Annotated in this window: 17 protein-coding genes; 16 read left to right on the plus strand and 1 reads right to left on the minus strand. The window is 49.9% G+C overall.

Annotated elements, in window-relative coordinates; genetic code table 11:
• Positions 1-29: 29 nt before the first annotated feature.
• The 13 genes from KHS78_RS06760 to KHS78_RS06820 all read left to right on the plus strand — a co-directional run bounded on the left by KHS78_RS06760 (position 30) and on the right by KHS78_RS06820 (position 12,009).
• Positions 30-656, plus strand: a complete 627-nt coding sequence (locus KHS78_RS06760; protein WP_211826477.1) for a hypothetical protein — start codon at positions 30-32, stop codon at positions 654-656.
• Positions 657-683: 27 nt separating this feature from the next.
• Positions 684-1,166, plus strand: a complete 483-nt coding sequence (locus KHS78_RS06765; RefSeq protein WP_211826479.1) for a SycD/LcrH family type III secretion system chaperone — start codon at positions 684-686, stop codon at positions 1,164-1,166.
• Between the two features lie 5 nt (positions 1,167-1,171).
• Positions 1,172-3,010: a type III secretion system translocon subunit SseC family protein gene (gene sctE, locus KHS78_RS06770; protein ID WP_211826482.1), complete on the plus strand. Its 1,839-nt coding sequence runs from the start codon at positions 1,172-1,174 to the stop codon at positions 3,008-3,010.
• A gap of 25 nt (positions 3,011-3,035) precedes the next feature.
• Complete coding sequence (locus KHS78_RS06775; RefSeq protein WP_211826484.1) at positions 3,036-4,463, plus strand: hypothetical protein; 1,428 nt, start codon at positions 3,036-3,038, stop codon at positions 4,461-4,463.
• Between the two features lie 27 nt (positions 4,464-4,490).
• A complete protein-coding gene (locus KHS78_RS06780; protein ID WP_211826485.1) occupies positions 4,491-5,483 on the plus strand; it encodes a hypothetical protein in 993 nt (330 codons plus the stop codon).
• Positions 5,484-5,550: 67 nt separating this feature from the next.
• Positions 5,551-6,009 carry a TyeA family type III secretion system gatekeeper subunit gene (locus KHS78_RS06785; protein WP_211826487.1) on the plus strand — a complete coding sequence of 153 codons (459 nt, stop codon included), beginning with the start codon at positions 5,551-5,553 and terminating at the stop codon, positions 6,007-6,009.
• A gap of 12 nt (positions 6,010-6,021) precedes the next feature.
• Complete coding sequence (locus tag KHS78_RS06790) at positions 6,022-6,399, plus strand: type III secretion system chaperone family protein (RefSeq protein WP_211826488.1); 378 nt, start codon at positions 6,022-6,024, stop codon at positions 6,397-6,399.
• A gap of 124 nt (positions 6,400-6,523) precedes the next feature.
• Positions 6,524-6,952: a type III secretion system inner rod subunit SctI gene (gene sctI / locus KHS78_RS06795; RefSeq protein ID WP_211826490.1), complete on the plus strand. Its 429-nt coding sequence runs from the start codon at positions 6,524-6,526 to the stop codon at positions 6,950-6,952.
• 50 nt (positions 6,953-7,002) lie between these two features.
• Positions 7,003-7,818: a type III secretion system inner membrane ring lipoprotein SctJ gene (gene sctJ / locus KHS78_RS06800; RefSeq protein ID WP_211826492.1), complete on the plus strand. Its 816-nt coding sequence runs from the start codon at positions 7,003-7,005 to the stop codon at positions 7,816-7,818.
• 6 nt (positions 7,819-7,824) lie between these two features.
• On the plus strand, positions 7,825-8,478 hold the full coding sequence (locus tag KHS78_RS06805) for a SctK family type III secretion system sorting platform protein (protein WP_211826494.1): 654 nt from the start codon (positions 7,825-7,827) through the stop codon (positions 8,476-8,478).
• On the plus strand, positions 8,475-9,131 hold the full coding sequence (locus tag KHS78_RS06810) for an HrpE/YscL family type III secretion apparatus protein (protein ID WP_211826496.1): 657 nt from the start codon (positions 8,475-8,477) through the stop codon (positions 9,129-9,131). The genes KHS78_RS06805 and KHS78_RS06810 overlap by 4 nt, the downstream gene beginning before the upstream one ends.
• 323 nt (positions 9,132-9,454) lie before the next feature.
• The gene (locus tag KHS78_RS06815) at positions 9,455-10,009 is read left to right on the plus strand and encodes a hypothetical protein (protein ID WP_211826498.1); all 555 of its coding nucleotides are present in this window, start codon (positions 9,455-9,457) and stop codon (positions 10,007-10,009) included.
• Between the two features lie 32 nt (positions 10,010-10,041).
• On the plus strand, positions 10,042-12,009 hold the full coding sequence (locus KHS78_RS06820; RefSeq protein WP_211826500.1) for a ThiF family adenylyltransferase: 1,968 nt from the start codon (positions 10,042-10,044) through the stop codon (positions 12,007-12,009).
• A gap of 269 nt (positions 12,010-12,278) precedes the next feature.
• Here the strand turns inward: KHS78_RS06820 and sctC are convergent, their stop codons facing one another.
• Positions 12,279-14,252, minus strand: a complete 1,974-nt coding sequence (sctC, locus tag KHS78_RS06825; RefSeq protein ID WP_211826508.1) for a type III secretion system outer membrane ring subunit SctC — start codon at positions 14,250-14,252, stop codon at positions 12,279-12,281.
• 389 nt (positions 14,253-14,641) lie between these two features.
• Here sctC and KHS78_RS06830 point away from each other — a divergent pair, with 389 nt between their 5' ends.
• From KHS78_RS06830 to sctV, 3 genes are read left to right on the plus strand one after another with little or no spacing between them, the layout of a single operon-like run.
• Positions 14,642-15,028, plus strand: coding sequence for a hypothetical protein (locus tag KHS78_RS06830; protein WP_211826510.1), 387 nt, complete (start codon positions 14,642-14,644; stop codon positions 15,026-15,028).
• Between the two features lie 3 nt (positions 15,029-15,031).
• Complete coding sequence (locus tag KHS78_RS06835) at positions 15,032-15,358, plus strand: tetratricopeptide repeat protein (RefSeq protein ID WP_211826512.1); 327 nt, start codon at positions 15,032-15,034, stop codon at positions 15,356-15,358.
• A 26-nt stretch (positions 15,359-15,384) separates the two neighbouring features.
• Complete coding sequence (gene sctV / locus KHS78_RS06840) at positions 15,385-17,481, plus strand: type III secretion system export apparatus subunit SctV (protein ID WP_211826514.1); 2,097 nt, start codon at positions 15,385-15,387, stop codon at positions 17,479-17,481.
• Positions 17,482-17,487: the final 6 nt, after the last annotated feature.

Below are 17,487 nucleotides of genomic sequence, written 5' to 3' on the forward strand. Positions count from 1 at the left end.
TTTATTTAATTCAGCAGGAGGGCTGAACCGTGTCAGGAAAACTGATATCTGCATCGCAAGTGAACCAGCAGGATCAAATGGCGCAGGCAGCCAATAACAAACGTCCCATGAATGGTCAGCAGATGATGAAAAAATCTGTTCAGCTGATCAATCAGGCAGCGGGGGCGTCAAAAAATGTCAACTTCCTCAGTGTGGCAAGTCTTGATGCATTGATGCTCGCCATTATGAGTGAACGTGCAGAAATTCTCGAAGAAACCCTTAGGGAGCAGGTGCAGGAAGTCCGGAAAAAGAATGACAAGCTGAAGGAATCGAATCAGATTCTCGCCAAGGCCCGCGCAGCTAAATCCGGTTCCAAGGAAAGCGTTAAAACGCAGATGCCGGATGAAGTGAAGAAGTTCTTTCACGATAATGATATCGCATGGGAAAAAAAAGGTGCAAAGATAGACCCTAATAAAACCTACAACCTGAATTCCGCTCAGTGGGATCTTGCCATTGAAAATATGAAAGGCTTCACCGAAAGTCTGACCAGCACCTCTCAGTTAGATATGACCAAGCTGCAATCGACATCCGGTAAATTTAACCAGACCTTTGAAATGATGTCCCAGTTTGTCGCCAAGTACTATCGGACAGCCGACAACCTTATTAAAAATATTTGATAATACTTTTGTCATGGAGGACAGGCCGTGGAAACAGAACAACAGGATTTTAGCGCGGGTGATTATGAAGGCATGCTGTCGGATTTCCTGAGTCGAGGCGGTACCTTCAAAGATCTGAAGGATATGAGTGAAGACTCCATGGAGGCGATTTATAGCGTTGCCTATAACCTCTATGAAGGTGGTAAATACGACGATGCCATCAAAGTGTTCCAGTTTCTCTGTTTCTATGACCACTATTGCAAGAAATATTTTCTGGGGCTCGGCGCCTGTTTGTTAATGCAAAAGGAATACGACAGAGCGATTGAAGTCTTTGGTTATGTCTGTGCGATAGATACCACTGATCCACAGGCGATGCTCTATATCGGCGATTGTCATCTGGCTGCCGGTGATTCAGAAGCTGCCTGTGTTGCGTACCAGGCGGCGGTGGACTGGGCAGGGGATCAAGCGCAGTGGCAGGACGAGAAGCAGCGTGCCCAGGGCATACTGGATAGCCTTAAGGATGGAGAGTAGTCACTATGGCAGATGGGATCAGGGTAGATTCCACAGCGGCGTCGCAGTCAGCGAATAATATACCGCTGGACGGAACAGAAAATGCCAAAGAAGTGGTTGGTCGAGGGTTTGCTGATGCCAACTCAGTATCGCATCAGGGGCGCCGATCCGTTGATGGGAAGGCGGCCGAGAGAAAGATTGCACTGCCTCCCCCGCGGCTGACAGCGGCTGATACAACACCCCGGATGTTGCAGGAGGTGGATGGCAGCCTGAAAAATATCAATCCTTATGAAGCACTGGGCGAGCTGTTTACAGGGCTTCAGGATGATTTGGATGAAGGTGAAGTCGCGACAGGCACAGAAGAAGGCGAGGTTGTAACGGGGCAGAAGCATGCCAAGTCACGAATTCGCCGACAGAACGTTTTGGCTGAAGCGGTCAAACAGCAGATTGCCAACCCCGGCAAGGCTGACCTGCCGGCACTGGGACAGCTGGCACAAGATGATATTGCACATTTCCAGGCCATTGAGCCTAAGAGCGTTAAAACGCTGTCAGATACGGCACTGGATGTCATGGCGCATGTGGGAGCGATTGAGAGCGCCCCTAAAGAGCTGATGGATGACATTAAGGCCACTGCCACCAAAGCCTTCAATGCGATATTGACCGGCGATGTGGAGGATGCCGCCAGGTGGTTGATGGAGGTACAGACCAAACTGCAGGATAACCGCATCAAGTTTGATTCGGAGACGATTCAGGCCAATAAGCTCAGGCAACAGCAGACCCATGAAAATCGCATGGACAAGTTGTTCAAGCAATTGGAAAAATTGCGTGAAGCTAAAAAGCTGGGGCCACTGATTCAGGCGCTCAGTATTATTGCTCTGCTGGTTACCTATGTTATTGCCGCTGCAACCATTATTACTCCGGGAGCCCAGGCTGCCGGCGCCCTGTTATTCGCAGCGGCAGCTGTGATGACTGCCTCCATGGTTATCAGTGAAACGAAAGTGATCAAAGATGAAAAGGCCGCATTAGCAGTAAGTATCTCTCTGACCGTGTTGGCTGCGATACTGTCACTCGGTGCTGGTCTGGCGACAACGGCAGGCTCTGGGGCAACAACGGTTGCTTCACAGGCAGCCCGAACGGCGGCAGAAACCACAGCGAAAACAGCCGCCAAGGAAGCTGCCAAGGCTGCGTTGAAAGAGGCCGCTAAAGGCGCTACTGATGATGTGATTAAGGCTGCTGCACGGGAAGCGTCGAAAAAGGTTGCGGAGCGGGTTGCCCGGGAAACGGCAGAAGCCGCGATTACTGAAGGCATGAAGCCAATGGCCAAGGAAATCGTGTTCCGGTCTACCCAGAAAGCGGCGGAGAAAGCCGCTAAGAAAGTCACAGATTCGGTTATCAATGAAGCCGTCAAAGCCTCAACCAAAGCCACTGTCAGAGGGATGACGCAGCAGCAGATGCAACCCACGGTGAATCAGATTACCAATACTGCCAGAAATAGCTTAAGTAACAACGCAATCAAGAGAATTGGTCAGAATGCTGCTCAAGAAATGACCCGTGAAGTTAAGATGGGAGCGATGTATAAAATTGCACACTATGGCCGTCACAGTGCTCAATTTGTCCAGGGGGCAACTATGACGGCTCAGGGCGGCGTTGAGATCAAGTCCACAATCGTGAAAAAAGATGCCGCCGATTTCGGTGCGGATGCTAAAGAGGATATGGCGCGGCTGGCGCGACTCCAGTTCCTCATGGAAACATTAATGGAAAATATCAGGGAGATTTATGAGCAGCTGACGTCGGGTCAGCAAATAGCGTCAGATACCCTGAAATCAGCACTGGATACCAAGGGTTCCATTATCAGTCATATCTGATCGGATCAGATGAAGGAGTTCATGGATGAGCATTGATGGCGTTACACCTGGAACCGGTGGGGTTCCTCCCGAGAAACTGCCTCCTGAGGGACAGCCGCTCACGTCAAGTAAAACAGTGACTGCCGGTAGCCTGAAAGGCGGTAATCTCCAGCTCGGTGAGTCGGTTTCGACACAAAAGCCACAGTCTACCGGTATGCCGAAGCCTGCATTGCAGAGTCCTGCCTCTGAGCCTTCCATGAAGAGCTACCAAAATACCATGAATGTGTTTAACAGCGTGGCGTTGCAGCTGGATGCTGAGCAGCAGGCGGGTGTGCTGGCAGCACTGGCAGAAGAGCTGGGTGCCGGTGGTGATGATGGTGAAGGTGGAGTTTTGATTGGGCAAAAAGGTGGTCGGGTGAGACGGCAGAACGTGCTGGCCCGTGAGGTGCGCCTGAAAAATACCACGCCGGAACAGGCGAAAGATCTGGCCAACCAGTTGCGAAGCGTAGAGCGGGAACTCACGACGCTGAAGTCGGCTAAACCGGAAGCGTTTGAGCAGACCAAGACGGCGATCAGTAAATTCCAGCAAGCCCTGGCAAGTGGTCAGCTGGATGCAGGGGAAGCGGCAGAATTGCTGAAAGATATTCAGCAAAGTATGGAAAATGGGGCGTTTACCTTTGATCAGTCTAAAAAGACTCATATGGATCGCCTCATGAAGCAACTGAGCCCATTCTCTCCGCCTGACGCGAAGGAAATTAACCTGAAATCCACGGACAGTGGATTATCCGCCAAACTGGACAACAAGACGTCTGTTGAGGCTGACTTCAAGAATGGCAAGATGGCACTGAATATTGATGGACAGAAGGTCGAATACCAGTTTGGCCCGAAAGATACTTTCAAGGCCACGATTAACGGCCAGCCTATGGAGTTTGACCTCCATGAAACCCGGATTCTGACGGATTTCTTCCAGATCATGTCGCTGTTCCATGAGATGGGGGTTGCCATGCGCAGGGTGCACCGGGAAGGTCGAAACGCCTCTCAGGAAATGGTGGTTGAAAAGATCAAGATGCAGGCCGAGAAGCAGCGTACAGCAGCCATGCAGCAGTTTGTTGCCGGGATGGTCAGTGCGTCTGCAAAAGTAACAGGCGGCCTGATACAAATGCGTGGCGCCACGCAGGCCATGAGAGCCCCGCAAGGTCTGGCTGATGCTACGTCCATGCGTTATCGCGGTATTTCCGGGTTGTTCGAAGGTTTAGGCGAAGCTGGCGCCTCTGTCGCTCGTTACCAGGCGGGTATCACGGAATCTGAAATCACGTTGCTACGTGCTGAAGAAGAACAAGCCCGGTTTACCAAACAAACCGAGCAGGACCAGATGGAAGTGGCCAAGGAACTGACCAGCAAGGCCAGGGATACCTATATGCAGGTCTGGAACTCGTTCCTGCAGGCTCAGACGAAAATCAGTGGGAATATCTGATTACCGATAGCGGAATGGATACGTGGCATGTCTATCGATGCGCTAAACAGTGGCTCGGTCAATACGGCAGGCTTAGACGGCTCTGATAAAGCGGGTAATGGCCGTCCGGTCAGCCCCTTTAACCATTCCCAGTTGGGCAGTGGTAAAGCGCTTATCAACCCGGGTCTTTTTCCAAATGCGGGTGATGTTCAGGATCTCATGGAGAGCATGAACATTAGGAAAATGATGCCTTCTTCAAATAAGAAAGATGATAAAACTGAAGATGATGATAAGGAAGATATCAGTAAAGCCCTGGAAACACTCAAAAAGATCACAGAAATAAAAGAAGTCAATCTATCGCCTGAACAACTGACCGATTTACTCCGTGAGTTTAAATCACTTGAAAAAAATAGCGAACTCAATGAAAGCGCCATAAAGCGTGCACTGGAAGGCATGCCGGGGCAGGATCAGTATGAGGCGTTGGGATTGATCATTGAAAGCTTTAGGGAATCTGACAGTGATGCCTTGGCCAATAATCTGGCGAATACCCCGGTTATTGATCATAACGGGCAGTCTGTCACTTTTTCTGAAATGAGAAACGGACTACAGGGCTCGATCAGCCGTGTAGTCGATTTCCAGACGCTAGCAGATGCCTTGCAACATATCCATGATGAAATGAAAGCTGCTGGTGGCTTTTATGAAACGGTACTTGCCGGTATTGACTGGCTCCGCGCTGGTCTCGTGGTTGAAATGGCCATGATGGAGGGAAGCGGATCTGTATCATCCCTGGGTGATGCCGGTAAACCGACCGCACAGGTCGCTGAAAAATTGTTTCTGTCAGGGAATACCGACGGTGCGTTATCGCTTATTCACAGAATTTCTGACAGGAATGAGTTACTGCGGTTACAGGATGAAATCAAGCAGGTGCCGCCTAATACACCACATCTGGCGACCGTGCTGGCAGTAATAGAAGAACGGTTGAACCTGCTGCAGCCAGAGGCAGCCAAGAAATCTTCGGGACGCTCTGCCTGGAAAGGTTAAAACCAGATTGTTGATACGTGGAACGCCATTCCAGTCATTTCCACGAAAGGAGTTACGTTAACCAGCCATGGATGCCACACAGTTAATACATATCAGAAAACGGCTGGAAGTTCTGTTTGGCCTCAACACCTTTATCCGCAAGTTTCAGGATGAAGAGCAGGTTGTTGACAAGTTCCTGAAAGAATCTGACGCGCTGCCCAAACCACAGTTGAAAGAAGGTGTGATCGCGCAGGAAGTGCTGAAGTTGCTGGATCAGCGCTGGGTGTCGGTGGCTGATACGGAAGTGATTCCTGAAAAAATGGGCGTGCCGGAAGACCTGCTTGCCATTCGTATCTACGTTCTCAACCAGGTACTGGAAGCCTACCGCAAGATTCCGGATCAGTATTTCAAGGAAAGTGACCACCGTGAGAATGTACTGGAAGCGGTTCAGGAAGCCCTTGACGATCTGATCGAACAGGAAGAAGACGAAGAGATGGGTGAAGAGTTCGATGAAGACGATGATGATGATCTGGATTTCGATTTCTGAACAGGAGGCGTCATGAGGGATATTGTGGCCAGCGCAGTCGCGGATTTTGCCCGTACCATGGATGTGGATAATCTGGAACTGCCTGATAATGGCGATGCCGTCTGTTTTGCTTTTGATAATGCCGGACAGTTTTTCATTGAATACGATGATGTGGGTCTTTATCTGTGTCTCGCCCGAGAGGTTCCCGAGTATGATGCGGCCGAGAAGGCTGCCACCGCCTTTCAGCTCTGCCATTATAAAAACAGCCGGAAATATGACACACAGATGGCCATTAAGGATGGTAATCAGATGATTCTGCTGGCTTATCTGGCGCAGGATCAGGTCACGGGTCCCGAAGTAGAAGCCGTTTTGCAGCATCTGGTCCTGATACACGATCGTATTCAGGGCTGAATGCGATTACCACACTGATTTTTATTTCGAATCAGGCCGTTAGCGGGATATTTTTTTCTGGACGTAAGTCTTATTGACTAAACTTTTTAAATAACAGTAGCCATTAAAAGTCGAGGCAGTAGTTATGACAACCAATATTAATGGCGTTGGCGGCGTTACGGAGAAAGGGTTACAGAAGTCCGAAGAACAGGACCTCGAGAAACTCAAAGAACAGGCGGATTCGGACGATACCGCGCAATTTGATGCCTTGATGAATGAAGGCGGTATCAAAAGTGAGAGTGACACGAATGTGGCAGGTGAACCGGTGGTGTTCAAGGAAGCCCCTGCCAATGCTGGCGACAAGATCCTCAATGCCTTCATGGGCATGAAGGACAACATTGAAACACGGCACAGTGACATCAATAAAATGCTGGGCGGCGAAGGTTTCATGTCCATGAAGGACATGATCAGTTCCCAGCGGGCGATCACTAACCTGACCATGACAGAAGATTTGATCGCCAAGATTGTGGGTAAAGCCACCCAGAATATCGATACCCTGATGAAACAGCAGTAAACCAGCAGGGCGACCGGTAAAAACAAGGACGCTTTTACAGGTACATAGCGGTGCAAAAATCCAGATTACTAGCCTGCCTGGCATTTATACTGCTGTTGTCGGGATGTGAGGTGAAACTGTATACGGGGCTGACCGAGCGGGAAGGCAACGACATGCTGGCCATCCTGCTGGAAGGTGGTATCACCGCCCGCAAGGAATTGGATAAGGATAAGAACCTGACGCTCTATGTGGGGCAGGATCAGGTGTCCCGATCCATTCGGATGTTGCGCAACAATGGCTTCCCCAAAGATCGCTTTTCGTCCGTCAATGATATCTTTCCCAAAGATGGCCTGATTTCCTCACCCACCGAAGAACGAGCCCGCTATACCTACGCCATGTCGCAGGAGTTGGCTGCCACGCTGTCGATGATTGATGGCGTGCTGACGGCCCGGGTGCATGTCGTTTTACCCCAGGATTCCGCCGGAATGCCTGAGGACGCGTTCCCGTCGTCTGCCTCGGTGTTTATCAAGTACACGCCAGAGCTTGAGCTGGGTGGATTTGTGTCCAAGGTCAAAACACTGGTCGCAAACAGCATCGAAGGACTGAGCCTGGACAAGATTACGGTTTCACTGTTCCCGTCGGCGCGTATTGAGGGTAAGCCGACAGAAGTCGTCAGTCCGGAGTTATCGACGTTTCTTTCTATTCGGATCAGCCCGGAAAGTAAGTCTCGCCTTTATCTGTTGCTAGGCAGCCTCCTGATCTTGCTGGTGGGTGTTTCTGCCTTCTGCGGCTGGATCATCTGGCAGAAAATGCAGCGTAAACGTCAGGGCGGTGACGAAGAGGGTGATGACTTTATGGCGCCCGTTGAACTGGATCGGGAACCGTAACCTGTCATGGGCATGCAGCAGCTGGTGCAGTTACTGGATTTCAACTATGCCCCTGCGGCGTATATCGATGGCAGCTGGTTGCAGCCGCTTGACCATGGTGATGTAGCAGCAGCTTTGTTAGGTAATCCGGTCGCCCAGCCCTGGATGTCGAAGTTTATTCTTCGTACGTTTAACCTGGCCGATGATGTGGACTTCAACTTTGAAAATGACGTGAAACAAATTGCGTTGTTGGAACGTCCCAAATTGGCACAAACCGTTTACCATGCCGGGCTGTCATTAAATTCAGCGATGCTGCGAGGTATTGTCAAACGGCAGGAACGCAGCGCCATAGAGGCGTGTATCGGTGCGGATGCCTTTATGTTTGCGGTCAAGAAAGCGCCCTACATCGCGGGGGCATTGCCGGAAAACTTCCCCTGTGATTTCCAGATTGACTGGAATAATCCGGATGAAATGAAAAAACACCTGTTCCGATCCGGTGTGAAACTTTTGGGAACCGTGCTGCGGAAAGAGCCTGAATGCTTTAAGCGTCGTTTGTTATTCAAGTTTCCCGTGGCCAGTAAGGAATATTTTTATTCGGCATCTGCCATGCAAAGCAATGACGAGGTGATCCGCCAGGGCGGCATCATGTTGAAAAAACTGATGAAAGAGTTTTCAGGATGACTATTCGTGTCGTTGGCATTAACCACAATGCGATTCAGTTGCCGCAGGGAACCAAGGTGCTGAAGGCTGCGGAATATCAGACTATTGCCCAGCTGGCATCCATGCTGGATATTGCCAGGGAAAGGGCTGATTCCATCATTGAGCAGGCCAGAAAAACCTTTGAAAAGGAAAAGCTGCGCGGTTTTGATGAAGGCATGATGGAAAGCAAGATAGAGCAGTCTGAACAGATGCTCAAAATGGTCGGCCGCAGCATCAATTACCTGGCGGAAGTCGAAGGTGAAATGGCAGATATCCTCATGAACGCCGTCAAGAAGATCATTGACGGTTTTGATGATCGGGAGCTGACCGTTGGGCTGATACGCAGTGCGCTGCAGCATGTCAGAAATGAGCGGCAGGTCAGTGTTCGTATTCCTCCGGGGCATTATACGTTTGTCAAAGAACGCATTGCCGAGATTCTCGCGGATTATAAAGGGGTTGGTTTCATTAATCCGGTCTCTGATCCACGGCTGGATTCAGGCAGTTGTATCTTGGAAAGCCAGATTGGTGTGGTAGATGCCAGTATTGATATTCAACTCGAAGCACTGAAACGACGGTTTGAAAGTATTTCTGCAGAAACCATGGGCGCAATTAAGCGTTCGGAAGCGGATATCTGATCGTTTAATCTTCACAATAGTATGTGCTCCCCAGTATTATTTTTCTTCTGTTTATGTAATTGCTAGATGAATTAAAGTTTCATTTCTTCGGCGATTACAAAGCCTATTCTTCTCCCGATATCCTCTTTTTTAGGGTTGCCCTATTCAATTAACCCGTTGTCGCTTTAAACAGGGAGTAATATATCATGCAAATGAATAGTGATGCTTTGGAAGGATGTGTGTTTTATGTCTGTGAAAAGGGAAGTGATATTTTTGATCAGGGCAGGGAACTCGTCCGCAGGGTCTATTCGGATACCTGAGGAACAACGCAGTTCAATGATGAGATGGATCTTGGTGTTGTTGCGATCAATCATGATGGTGCCACGATAGGGAATGTGAATGTTGTCATCAGGCATCCACAGACACTGTTACCCAGTGAATCCTTTTATTATTCAGAACACTGGGTCAATGCCGGGTTTTCTCCAGCAGATACGGTCTGTGAGCTGACGGGGTTATCGGTTTCATCAGCAGTCAGGCGAGCGGATCGGGAATATATTATTGCGGGTATTTTATCGTTTGCAGTTATGGCGGCTATGGACAGAGAGATATCGCTGGTTTCAACCGTACAACGAAAGCGACTCATTGATAAGCTGGAAAATAAATACCGGTATCAATTTACACACAATACTATCGCATCGTTGTATAAGTCTGAAAAAACACCGGATGATGGCTATTGGAAATCCAGTGCTTCTCCGGGCATTTTTTATATGAAAACATCAGATGTAAAGGCGCTGGCGGCAACCTTTAATCTGGTAAGGTCAATGTCAACGTCAAAGATCAGTATGGTGAATTTTTCCAGCGTTAATGCGAAGCCTAATCCGTTGGCTGCCTGTGTGTGAAAATAACAAAGCATTTTTGAAAGGGGGTGGTTATGAATGTTTTCTTTGACTACAGTCGTGCATTTTTCAGAAATATTGGGTGGTTCACTTCGGAAGAACAGGAATTATTAAAATACAAGCGTGTGGCGATTGCTGGAGCGGGTGGCGTCGGTGGTATTCATATTCTTACCTTGGCTCGCTTGGGAGTTAGTCGATTCCAATTGTCCGATTTTGATACGTTTGAAATTGAAAACATGAACCACCAGGTGGGGGCCGATATGTCGACCTTGGGCTGTAGTAAATTGCAGGTCATTGTAGATCAGTTGAAAAAGATCAACCCGGATGTTGATATAAAAATATTTCCTGAGGGGATTAACGAAAAAAATCTGGATGCTTTTTTAGAGGATGTAGATTGCTACTTGGATGCACTGGATTTTTTTGCGCTGAATATACGACGATCTATTTTCAGGCAATGTGCAGAGCGAGGTATTCCAGCGACAACGGTTGCACCGTTGGGCATGGGCGCTGCCGTATTGAACTTTCTGCCTGGCCATATGACTTTTGAGGATTACTTCTGTTTTGATGGCCATTCGGAGCAGGAGCAGTATTTACGCTTTCTGGTGGGGTTGGCACCGGCTCGTTTGCATACCGGTTATCTGGTTGATACAACTACTGTCAGTCTGGCTGATAAACGCGGCCCTTCAACCATTATTGGTTGCGAAATGGCTGGTGCGTTGGCAGGTTCACAGGTTCTTAAACTCCTGTTGAATCGTGGAGATGTCGTTGCGGCTCCCCGGGGTTTGCAAATGGATGGTTATACGAATCAACTTAAAGTCACCTGGCGTCCATGGGGTAACCGTAATCCATTACAGCGACTGGCAATCCACTTTGGGAGAAAAGCATTTCTTGGCCAAAACAGACCAGTAAAACCGTTTGTTGAGCCCGAGACGGTCGCGCAAAAAGTGATTGACCATGCGCGCTGGGCGCCCAGTGGTGATAATGCTCAGCCCTGGCGATTTGAACTTAACAGTGATTCTGCATTTACAGTGCATACCTCCGATACGAGCGATACCGTCGTCTATGATCTCAATGGCTGGTCAAGCTTGTTAGCCATTGGCGGTTTATTAGAAACGATTGAAATTGCCGCAACCTTGTTTTCCCATCGGGCAACTATCCAGCAAGTGAGCCCCGATAAAGCGCGAAGTCCTGTTTTTCAAGTCAAACTGATTCCTGATGATACCTGCAAGATGTCACCACTGGCGCCTTACATTAAGCACCGGACCGTTCAACGACGAAGCATGGGTACTCGGGCGTTGACCGTGCATGAAAAGCTGATGATGGAGCGCGCTTTACCTGAGGGTGTGGAAATCATTTGGTTGGAGTCGAAGTGGCAAAAAAATACAGTGGCAAGGTTGTTATTTGCTAATGGTAAAACCCGGCTGACCATGAAGGAGGCCTACCCGGCACACCGGGCCGTGATTGATTGGGAAAACCCTGTCAAAAGCCCCGATAAAATTCCTGTTAAAGCCGTTGGGGTGGATCGACTAACGGCAGCAGTCTTTAAATGGACAATGGCCAGTTGGCGCAGGGTGCAATTCATGAACACTTGTTTGGCCGGTACCTGGTGGCCTCGCATTCAACTGGACTGGCTGCCAGCAAGGAATAGCGCAGCGCATTTTGCGTTGGTAGCCAGAAAAGTTCCTGATCATCACAATGACTACCTGTCTGCAGGCCGGGCCATGCAACGTTTCTGGCTAACCGCATCAAAACTGAATTTGGGGTTTCAGCCTCAACAAACCCCGGTCATCTTTAATCGGTATATCAACCTGTCCATAACGTTTACGGACAGCAAGCGAGTATTGGATCATGCCAGAAAGGTAAAGCATCGATTTGATCACATGTTCAGCGATAAAGCAGAACGGGTAGTATTTCTGGGACGTTTGGGGCGCAGTCAGCCTCCTGCATCACGTTCAATCAGAAAAAGTTGGTCTGAGCTCTTGGTTGAACCTGTGACGCAATAGTTCTTCCTGATTACCACCATTCTTCAGCTATTTTTCGAGACTTCCAGATTCTACGTGGGATAGATGGCGCATAAGTATCTTCGCACTGACATCTAAAAATTGAATCAGTAGCTCTTATCTCCAGTCCATCAAGGCTTTTAGAGCATTCGTTTCTACAGTGGCTGATGAATGATGGTAATCAGGTAGTTCTTTGTGCGTTGGGAATCACAGGCAATAAAAAAGGGTACTTGCTGTACCCTTTTTTAGTCATTGGTTTATCCGCTGTTACGTTACATCAGATTCACAATACGAGGCGTGATAAGGAACAATCGGACGGTTTTGACATAGGTATCGGACTTGGAACGGAACATGGCGCCAACAAGTGGAATATCGCCCAGTACGGGTACCTTGCTGACACTTTGGTTATTGGACTCATAATAGTAACCACCAATCAACAGGCTTTCGTTCTCATCAATGACCGCCTGTGTACTGATGGTGCTGTTCTTGATCGTGGGTAATTCTTTTACATTCTCTCTGGTGTCGCCCCGGGCGCCATCCTGAATATTCACACTGAGGTGAATTTTACGCCCGGTGACTTCTTCCACAATTCGCGGTGTCACCTTGAGGACGGAGCCATATGTGACCGGGAAAAGCTGGGCATCTTCTGTGCTGGCTACCTCAACATAAAATGTCTGACTGTTGTCCAATACTGCTTCCATATTGTCCAGCGTCAGGACCGAGGGGCGGGCCAGGACCTTGGCCTTGCCTTCCGATGACAGCAGGTTGACCTGGGTAAACAGTCGACCACTGGTGTTCTGGATAATTGTACTGAAGGTATCGCTGACATTGGTGTCGCTGCTGAATGGATTGAACTCAATGAAATCACTGCCGCTGCTGTTGAGGTCTAGCTTCCAGTTCACGCCGAGCCGATCCAGACTGTCCGTGTTGATATCAATAATCGAGACATTGATTTCAACCTGGGCGAGGGGTTTGTCGAGTGTATTGATCAGGCTTGCATACATCGCTATTTTCGTGGTGAGGTCATGCACGATGACGGCATTCAGGCGACGGTCAGCATTGATATAGACATTCTCTGCCTTAACATTCGGGTTTGGGGTCGTTGATTGCTGAGGCGCGTTACCGCCGGCAGGCGTCGCTTTCTGCACGCTCTGCATGGCCTGATGGGAGGTGTTGCCACTCATGGAAATACCACCACCTTGTACGATCTCACGAAGAATACTGGCAACACCGGGAATCGTGACCTGTTGGCTTCTGAAATTAAAGTTTCGGTCATCTGCCCAGGCGTATTTGAGAGGAAACACCTTGACGGTCATCTGGCTCTTCTGCCGGTTGCCCGCCTTCGAATCAAGGAGTGCGGCCGTTTGTGTCACCAGCTCCATGTAGCGTGGGGGGCCTGACAGATAGATGATGCCTTCGGCCGGCTTGGCACGCCAATAGAAGCGATTATCCCAGATACCAATATCGATTAATGTCTGGCGGAATTCCTCGGCACTCAAGTATTGCAGGCTGATAATTTCTTTTTCAATTTCCTGACTGTTGTATATGTAAAGGGTATTGCCATCAAAGTACCAGATCAGGTTATTGATGTAGGCCATCTTGTCGAGAAATTCGACCGGGGTCAGAGGCCCGAAACGGCCATTGACGACGCCTTCGACAAACTCGCTGAGTACAATTGGAATGCCATAGTTGCTGGCAAAGTTACGCAGAACATCGGCGACAGGCTCCCCATTGCCAAAATAGGCGTAGGGTTTGGTGGTGTTGAAGGCTTCCCGTGGTGGCTGCGATGGGAACGGCGCACTCATGTTCGGCTGGTTCGCTTGATAGGGGGCAGAATGGTTCCGGGGCAATGGTGGTGACGTGATGGCCTGATTCTGGTTGATATCAGAACGATAGAAACGGTTCTCCATCGGAATGCCGGCAGCCGCTTCTTTCCCGGCAGCGGGTGCTTCTTCAGGCAATAACAACTCTTCGGGATACTCGTTGCCAGGCATATAGATGATCTGGCCCACCATCACTTCGTCGGGATCACTGATACTGTTGTGATGGGACAGGAGGGCGACGGGGTAACCGTACATCTGGGCGATCTGGGAGAGGGATTCCCCGGGTTGGACGATATGCTTTTGGGCGTGGTTGCCTGAGGCATAACCGTTGTCGTACCCATAGCCCTGCTGTGCCAGACTCCCTGGCGACAGGCTGAACATGAGTATCGAACCGGCGAGTGACAGTGCCGTCACAATTCGCATTGCTTTAACGCCTCCTTGCTGAAGCTTGGCCAAAACTTCAACAGAACCCCGCCGCTAAGATCTGAGCACAGGATACTGCCTCATTCCGTTGATCATGTCCGTATGACAGGTGTTAAAAAGAATCGGATAACTTTAGTACGGTTTTATAATAAAAAACGACTCCAATATCACAAGTTTATACAACGAATAGCCTGTCTGCACAATTAACTGTCATTTAACGGGGCTGTTCAGCGCTTATTGGGTTTGCCTGCCGGATTGTTGATCCGAAATAACAAAAAGGCTGCATTTCATCGATTTTCCCAAGGGGCTATTTCTGTCGGGCTTCTAAACTTTAAGGAGGCACCAGTGCCAGTTTCTTTTATGGATGCGGGGCGACGCGACGGATGGCAATGAATCTGGATATTAACCGCGGTCTGACAGGTATCAGCTATCTGACAGATACGTCGGAGCTCCCTGACCTTGGCGCCTCCCGAAAAACCACCGTTTCCACGGCTAATAGCTATTCGGTTGCCGATAACGTGGGTGATGCCCTGGGTTATGACAACCAGGATAAAAAGCTCGCTGACTTCGCCCGTAATGCAGTGAGGCATCAATACAATGTGTCTGAGCATAAGGACAACCTGAAGGCGACGAAAGAATTCGTCACCGATGTGTTGAACAGCGATATTCCTGAAGAGGACAAGGCCGTGCTCAAGACAATGCTGGCGGAAATTGAGCAGGATGAACTGCTCTTTCAGGATGCACAGATGCGTGGTCTTGTACTAATAGCGGTGTAAATCATGGCAACAGGGATGGATCAGGGGAAGATCGACTGGCTGTTGACTCAGGCCTACACCAAGATGCGTCACCGTCAGTACAAAAGCAGCCTGGCGTTGCTTGAGGGATTGCGTATTCTGGCGCCGGATCACCCCGAAGTTTACCGCATGCTTTCTTATACCCTCCTACAGGCGGACCAGCCTGAAGAATGCCTGCAGATGGTCGATAAGTACCTGCAATATCTGCCTTCAGCTGCGGACGATGAAGAGATCCGCTGGATAGAGGCCAGAGCCAGGTTGCGGCTGGATAAAACTGCGAACGGAGCCCAGCAAGGCGAAACATCCGATTAACCGCCGTAGTCGACCGGCAGGGGACCATGAGCAGCCTCAGAATCAATGCAATTCTACAGGGCATAGGCAGCCGCAAGGATGTGATGCTGGCGATTCTGCTGGTATCCATCATTGTCCTGATTATCCTGCCGGTTCCCACCGTACTGGTGGATGTGCTGATCGCCACCAATATGGGGATTTCCGCCATCCTGTTGATGACGGCGATTTACCTGAAGTCTCCGCTTGAATTTTCGACCTTTCCTTCGGTTCTGCTGGTGACGACGCTGTTCCGTCTGGCGCTGTCCATTACCACCACCCGTCTGATTCTGCTGCAGGCCGATGCCGGCCAGATCGTATATACCTTTGGTAATTTCGTGGTGGGCGGGAATCTCATCGTCGGGATGGTGATCTTCCTGATCATTACCATTGTTCAGTTCCTGGTTATCACCAAGGGGTCTGAACGGGTGGCGGAAGTGGCTGCCCGATTCTCTCTGGACGGTATGCCCGGCAAACAGATGAGTATTGATGCCGATATGCGCGCCGGCTCCATTGATATGGAAGAAGCTCAGGCCCGCCGGGGACGGGTAGAGAAAGAGTCACAGCTGTATGGTTCCATGGATGGCGCCATGAAGTTTGTGAAAGGTGACGCCATTGCCGGTCTGATCATTATTTTTGTGAACATCGGTGCGGGCGTTGCTATTGGTGTGTTCCAGATGGACATGACCTCTGGTGAGGCGCTGCAGCTTTTCTCCGTCCTGACCATCGGGGATGGTCTGATCGCACAGATCCCGGCGCTGCTGATCTCCATAACGGCCGGTATCATCGTGACCCGGGTGGCCAACGAGGATGCCACCGATCTGGGTAATGAGATCGGCGACCAGCTCATGAACAAGCCCAAGGCACTGCTGGTCGGTAGTGGGTTGTTGCTGGGCTTTGCAACAGTACCCGGTTTCCCTACGCTGACATTTCTGCTCCTTGCCATGCTGGTGGGCGGTGGCGGCTTTATGAAGCTCCGCAAGCTGCGGCGTGAGGAGTTACACGAAGATGAGGGCGGTATTCCCGCCATGGCCGCGGCGGCGGATGGCAAACCTGACAAGAAGCAGCGTCTGGACAAACAGGAAGAGTTCTCCCAGACCTTGCCCCTGATCATTGATGTGCCGACCTCGTTGCAGAATCGTCTGAATACGACAGAGTTGAATGAAGAACTCCTTAAAGTCAGAAAAGCCCTGTATATGGACCTTGGGGTGCCTTTCCCGGGTATTCATCTTCGCTTTAATGATGCGGTTGAGGATGAGCATTACAAGATCCTGCTCAATGAAGTGCCTGTTGCCAATGGCCATTTCCGGCAAGGGTATGTGTTTGCGCGGGAACAGGCAGAACATCTCGATATGCTCAAAATTCCTTATGAAATGGGTGAGCCGTTTATTCCGTTACTCGATAGCCTCTGGGTGCAGGAATCCAAAAAAGACGCGCTGGATAATGCCGGCGTTAATTATATGAGCGATTCAAAGATTCTTACCCATCACCTGGCCTTCGTCCTCAAGAAATATGCGGAAGACTTCATTGGTATTCAGGAAGCCCGTTATCTGCTGGAGAAAATGGAAGACACCTTCGGCGAGTTGATCAAAGAAGTACAGCGCCTGATCCCGGTCAACAAGATTGCCGAAATCTTCCAGCGGCTGGTGTCCGAAGATATTTCTATCCGGAACCTGCGGACCATCCTGCAATCGCTGGTGGTCTGGGGGCACAAGGAAAAAGAAGTGGTGCAGCTGACGGAATATGTCCGGGGCAGTCTCAAGCGGTATATCAGCTTCAAATACAGTAACGGGCAGAATATTCTGCCGGTCTATCTGCTGGACCAGGATCTGGAAGATACGATCCGCAGCGGTATTCGTCAGACCTCGGCTGGCGCCTACCTGGCCCTTGATCCGACAGTCACCGCCCGCTTTGTGGAAGTCGTGAAGCAGACCATCGGCCGTATCGGTCACCTGGATAACAAGCCGGTACTGATCACATCCATGGATATCCGTCGGTATGTGAGAAAACTGCTGGAAGCGGAAGTGTATGAACTGGCTGTCCTGTCCCACCAGGAATTGACGGAAGAAGTGACGGTGCAGCCGCTGGGCAGAATCTCGCTGACCTGAGCAGGC

Origin of the sequence: Kistimonas asteriae (assembly GCF_018263925.1) — a bacterium.
GTDB classification, from domain to species: Bacteria; Pseudomonadota; Gammaproteobacteria; order Pseudomonadales; family Endozoicomonadaceae; genus Kistimonas; species Kistimonas asteriae.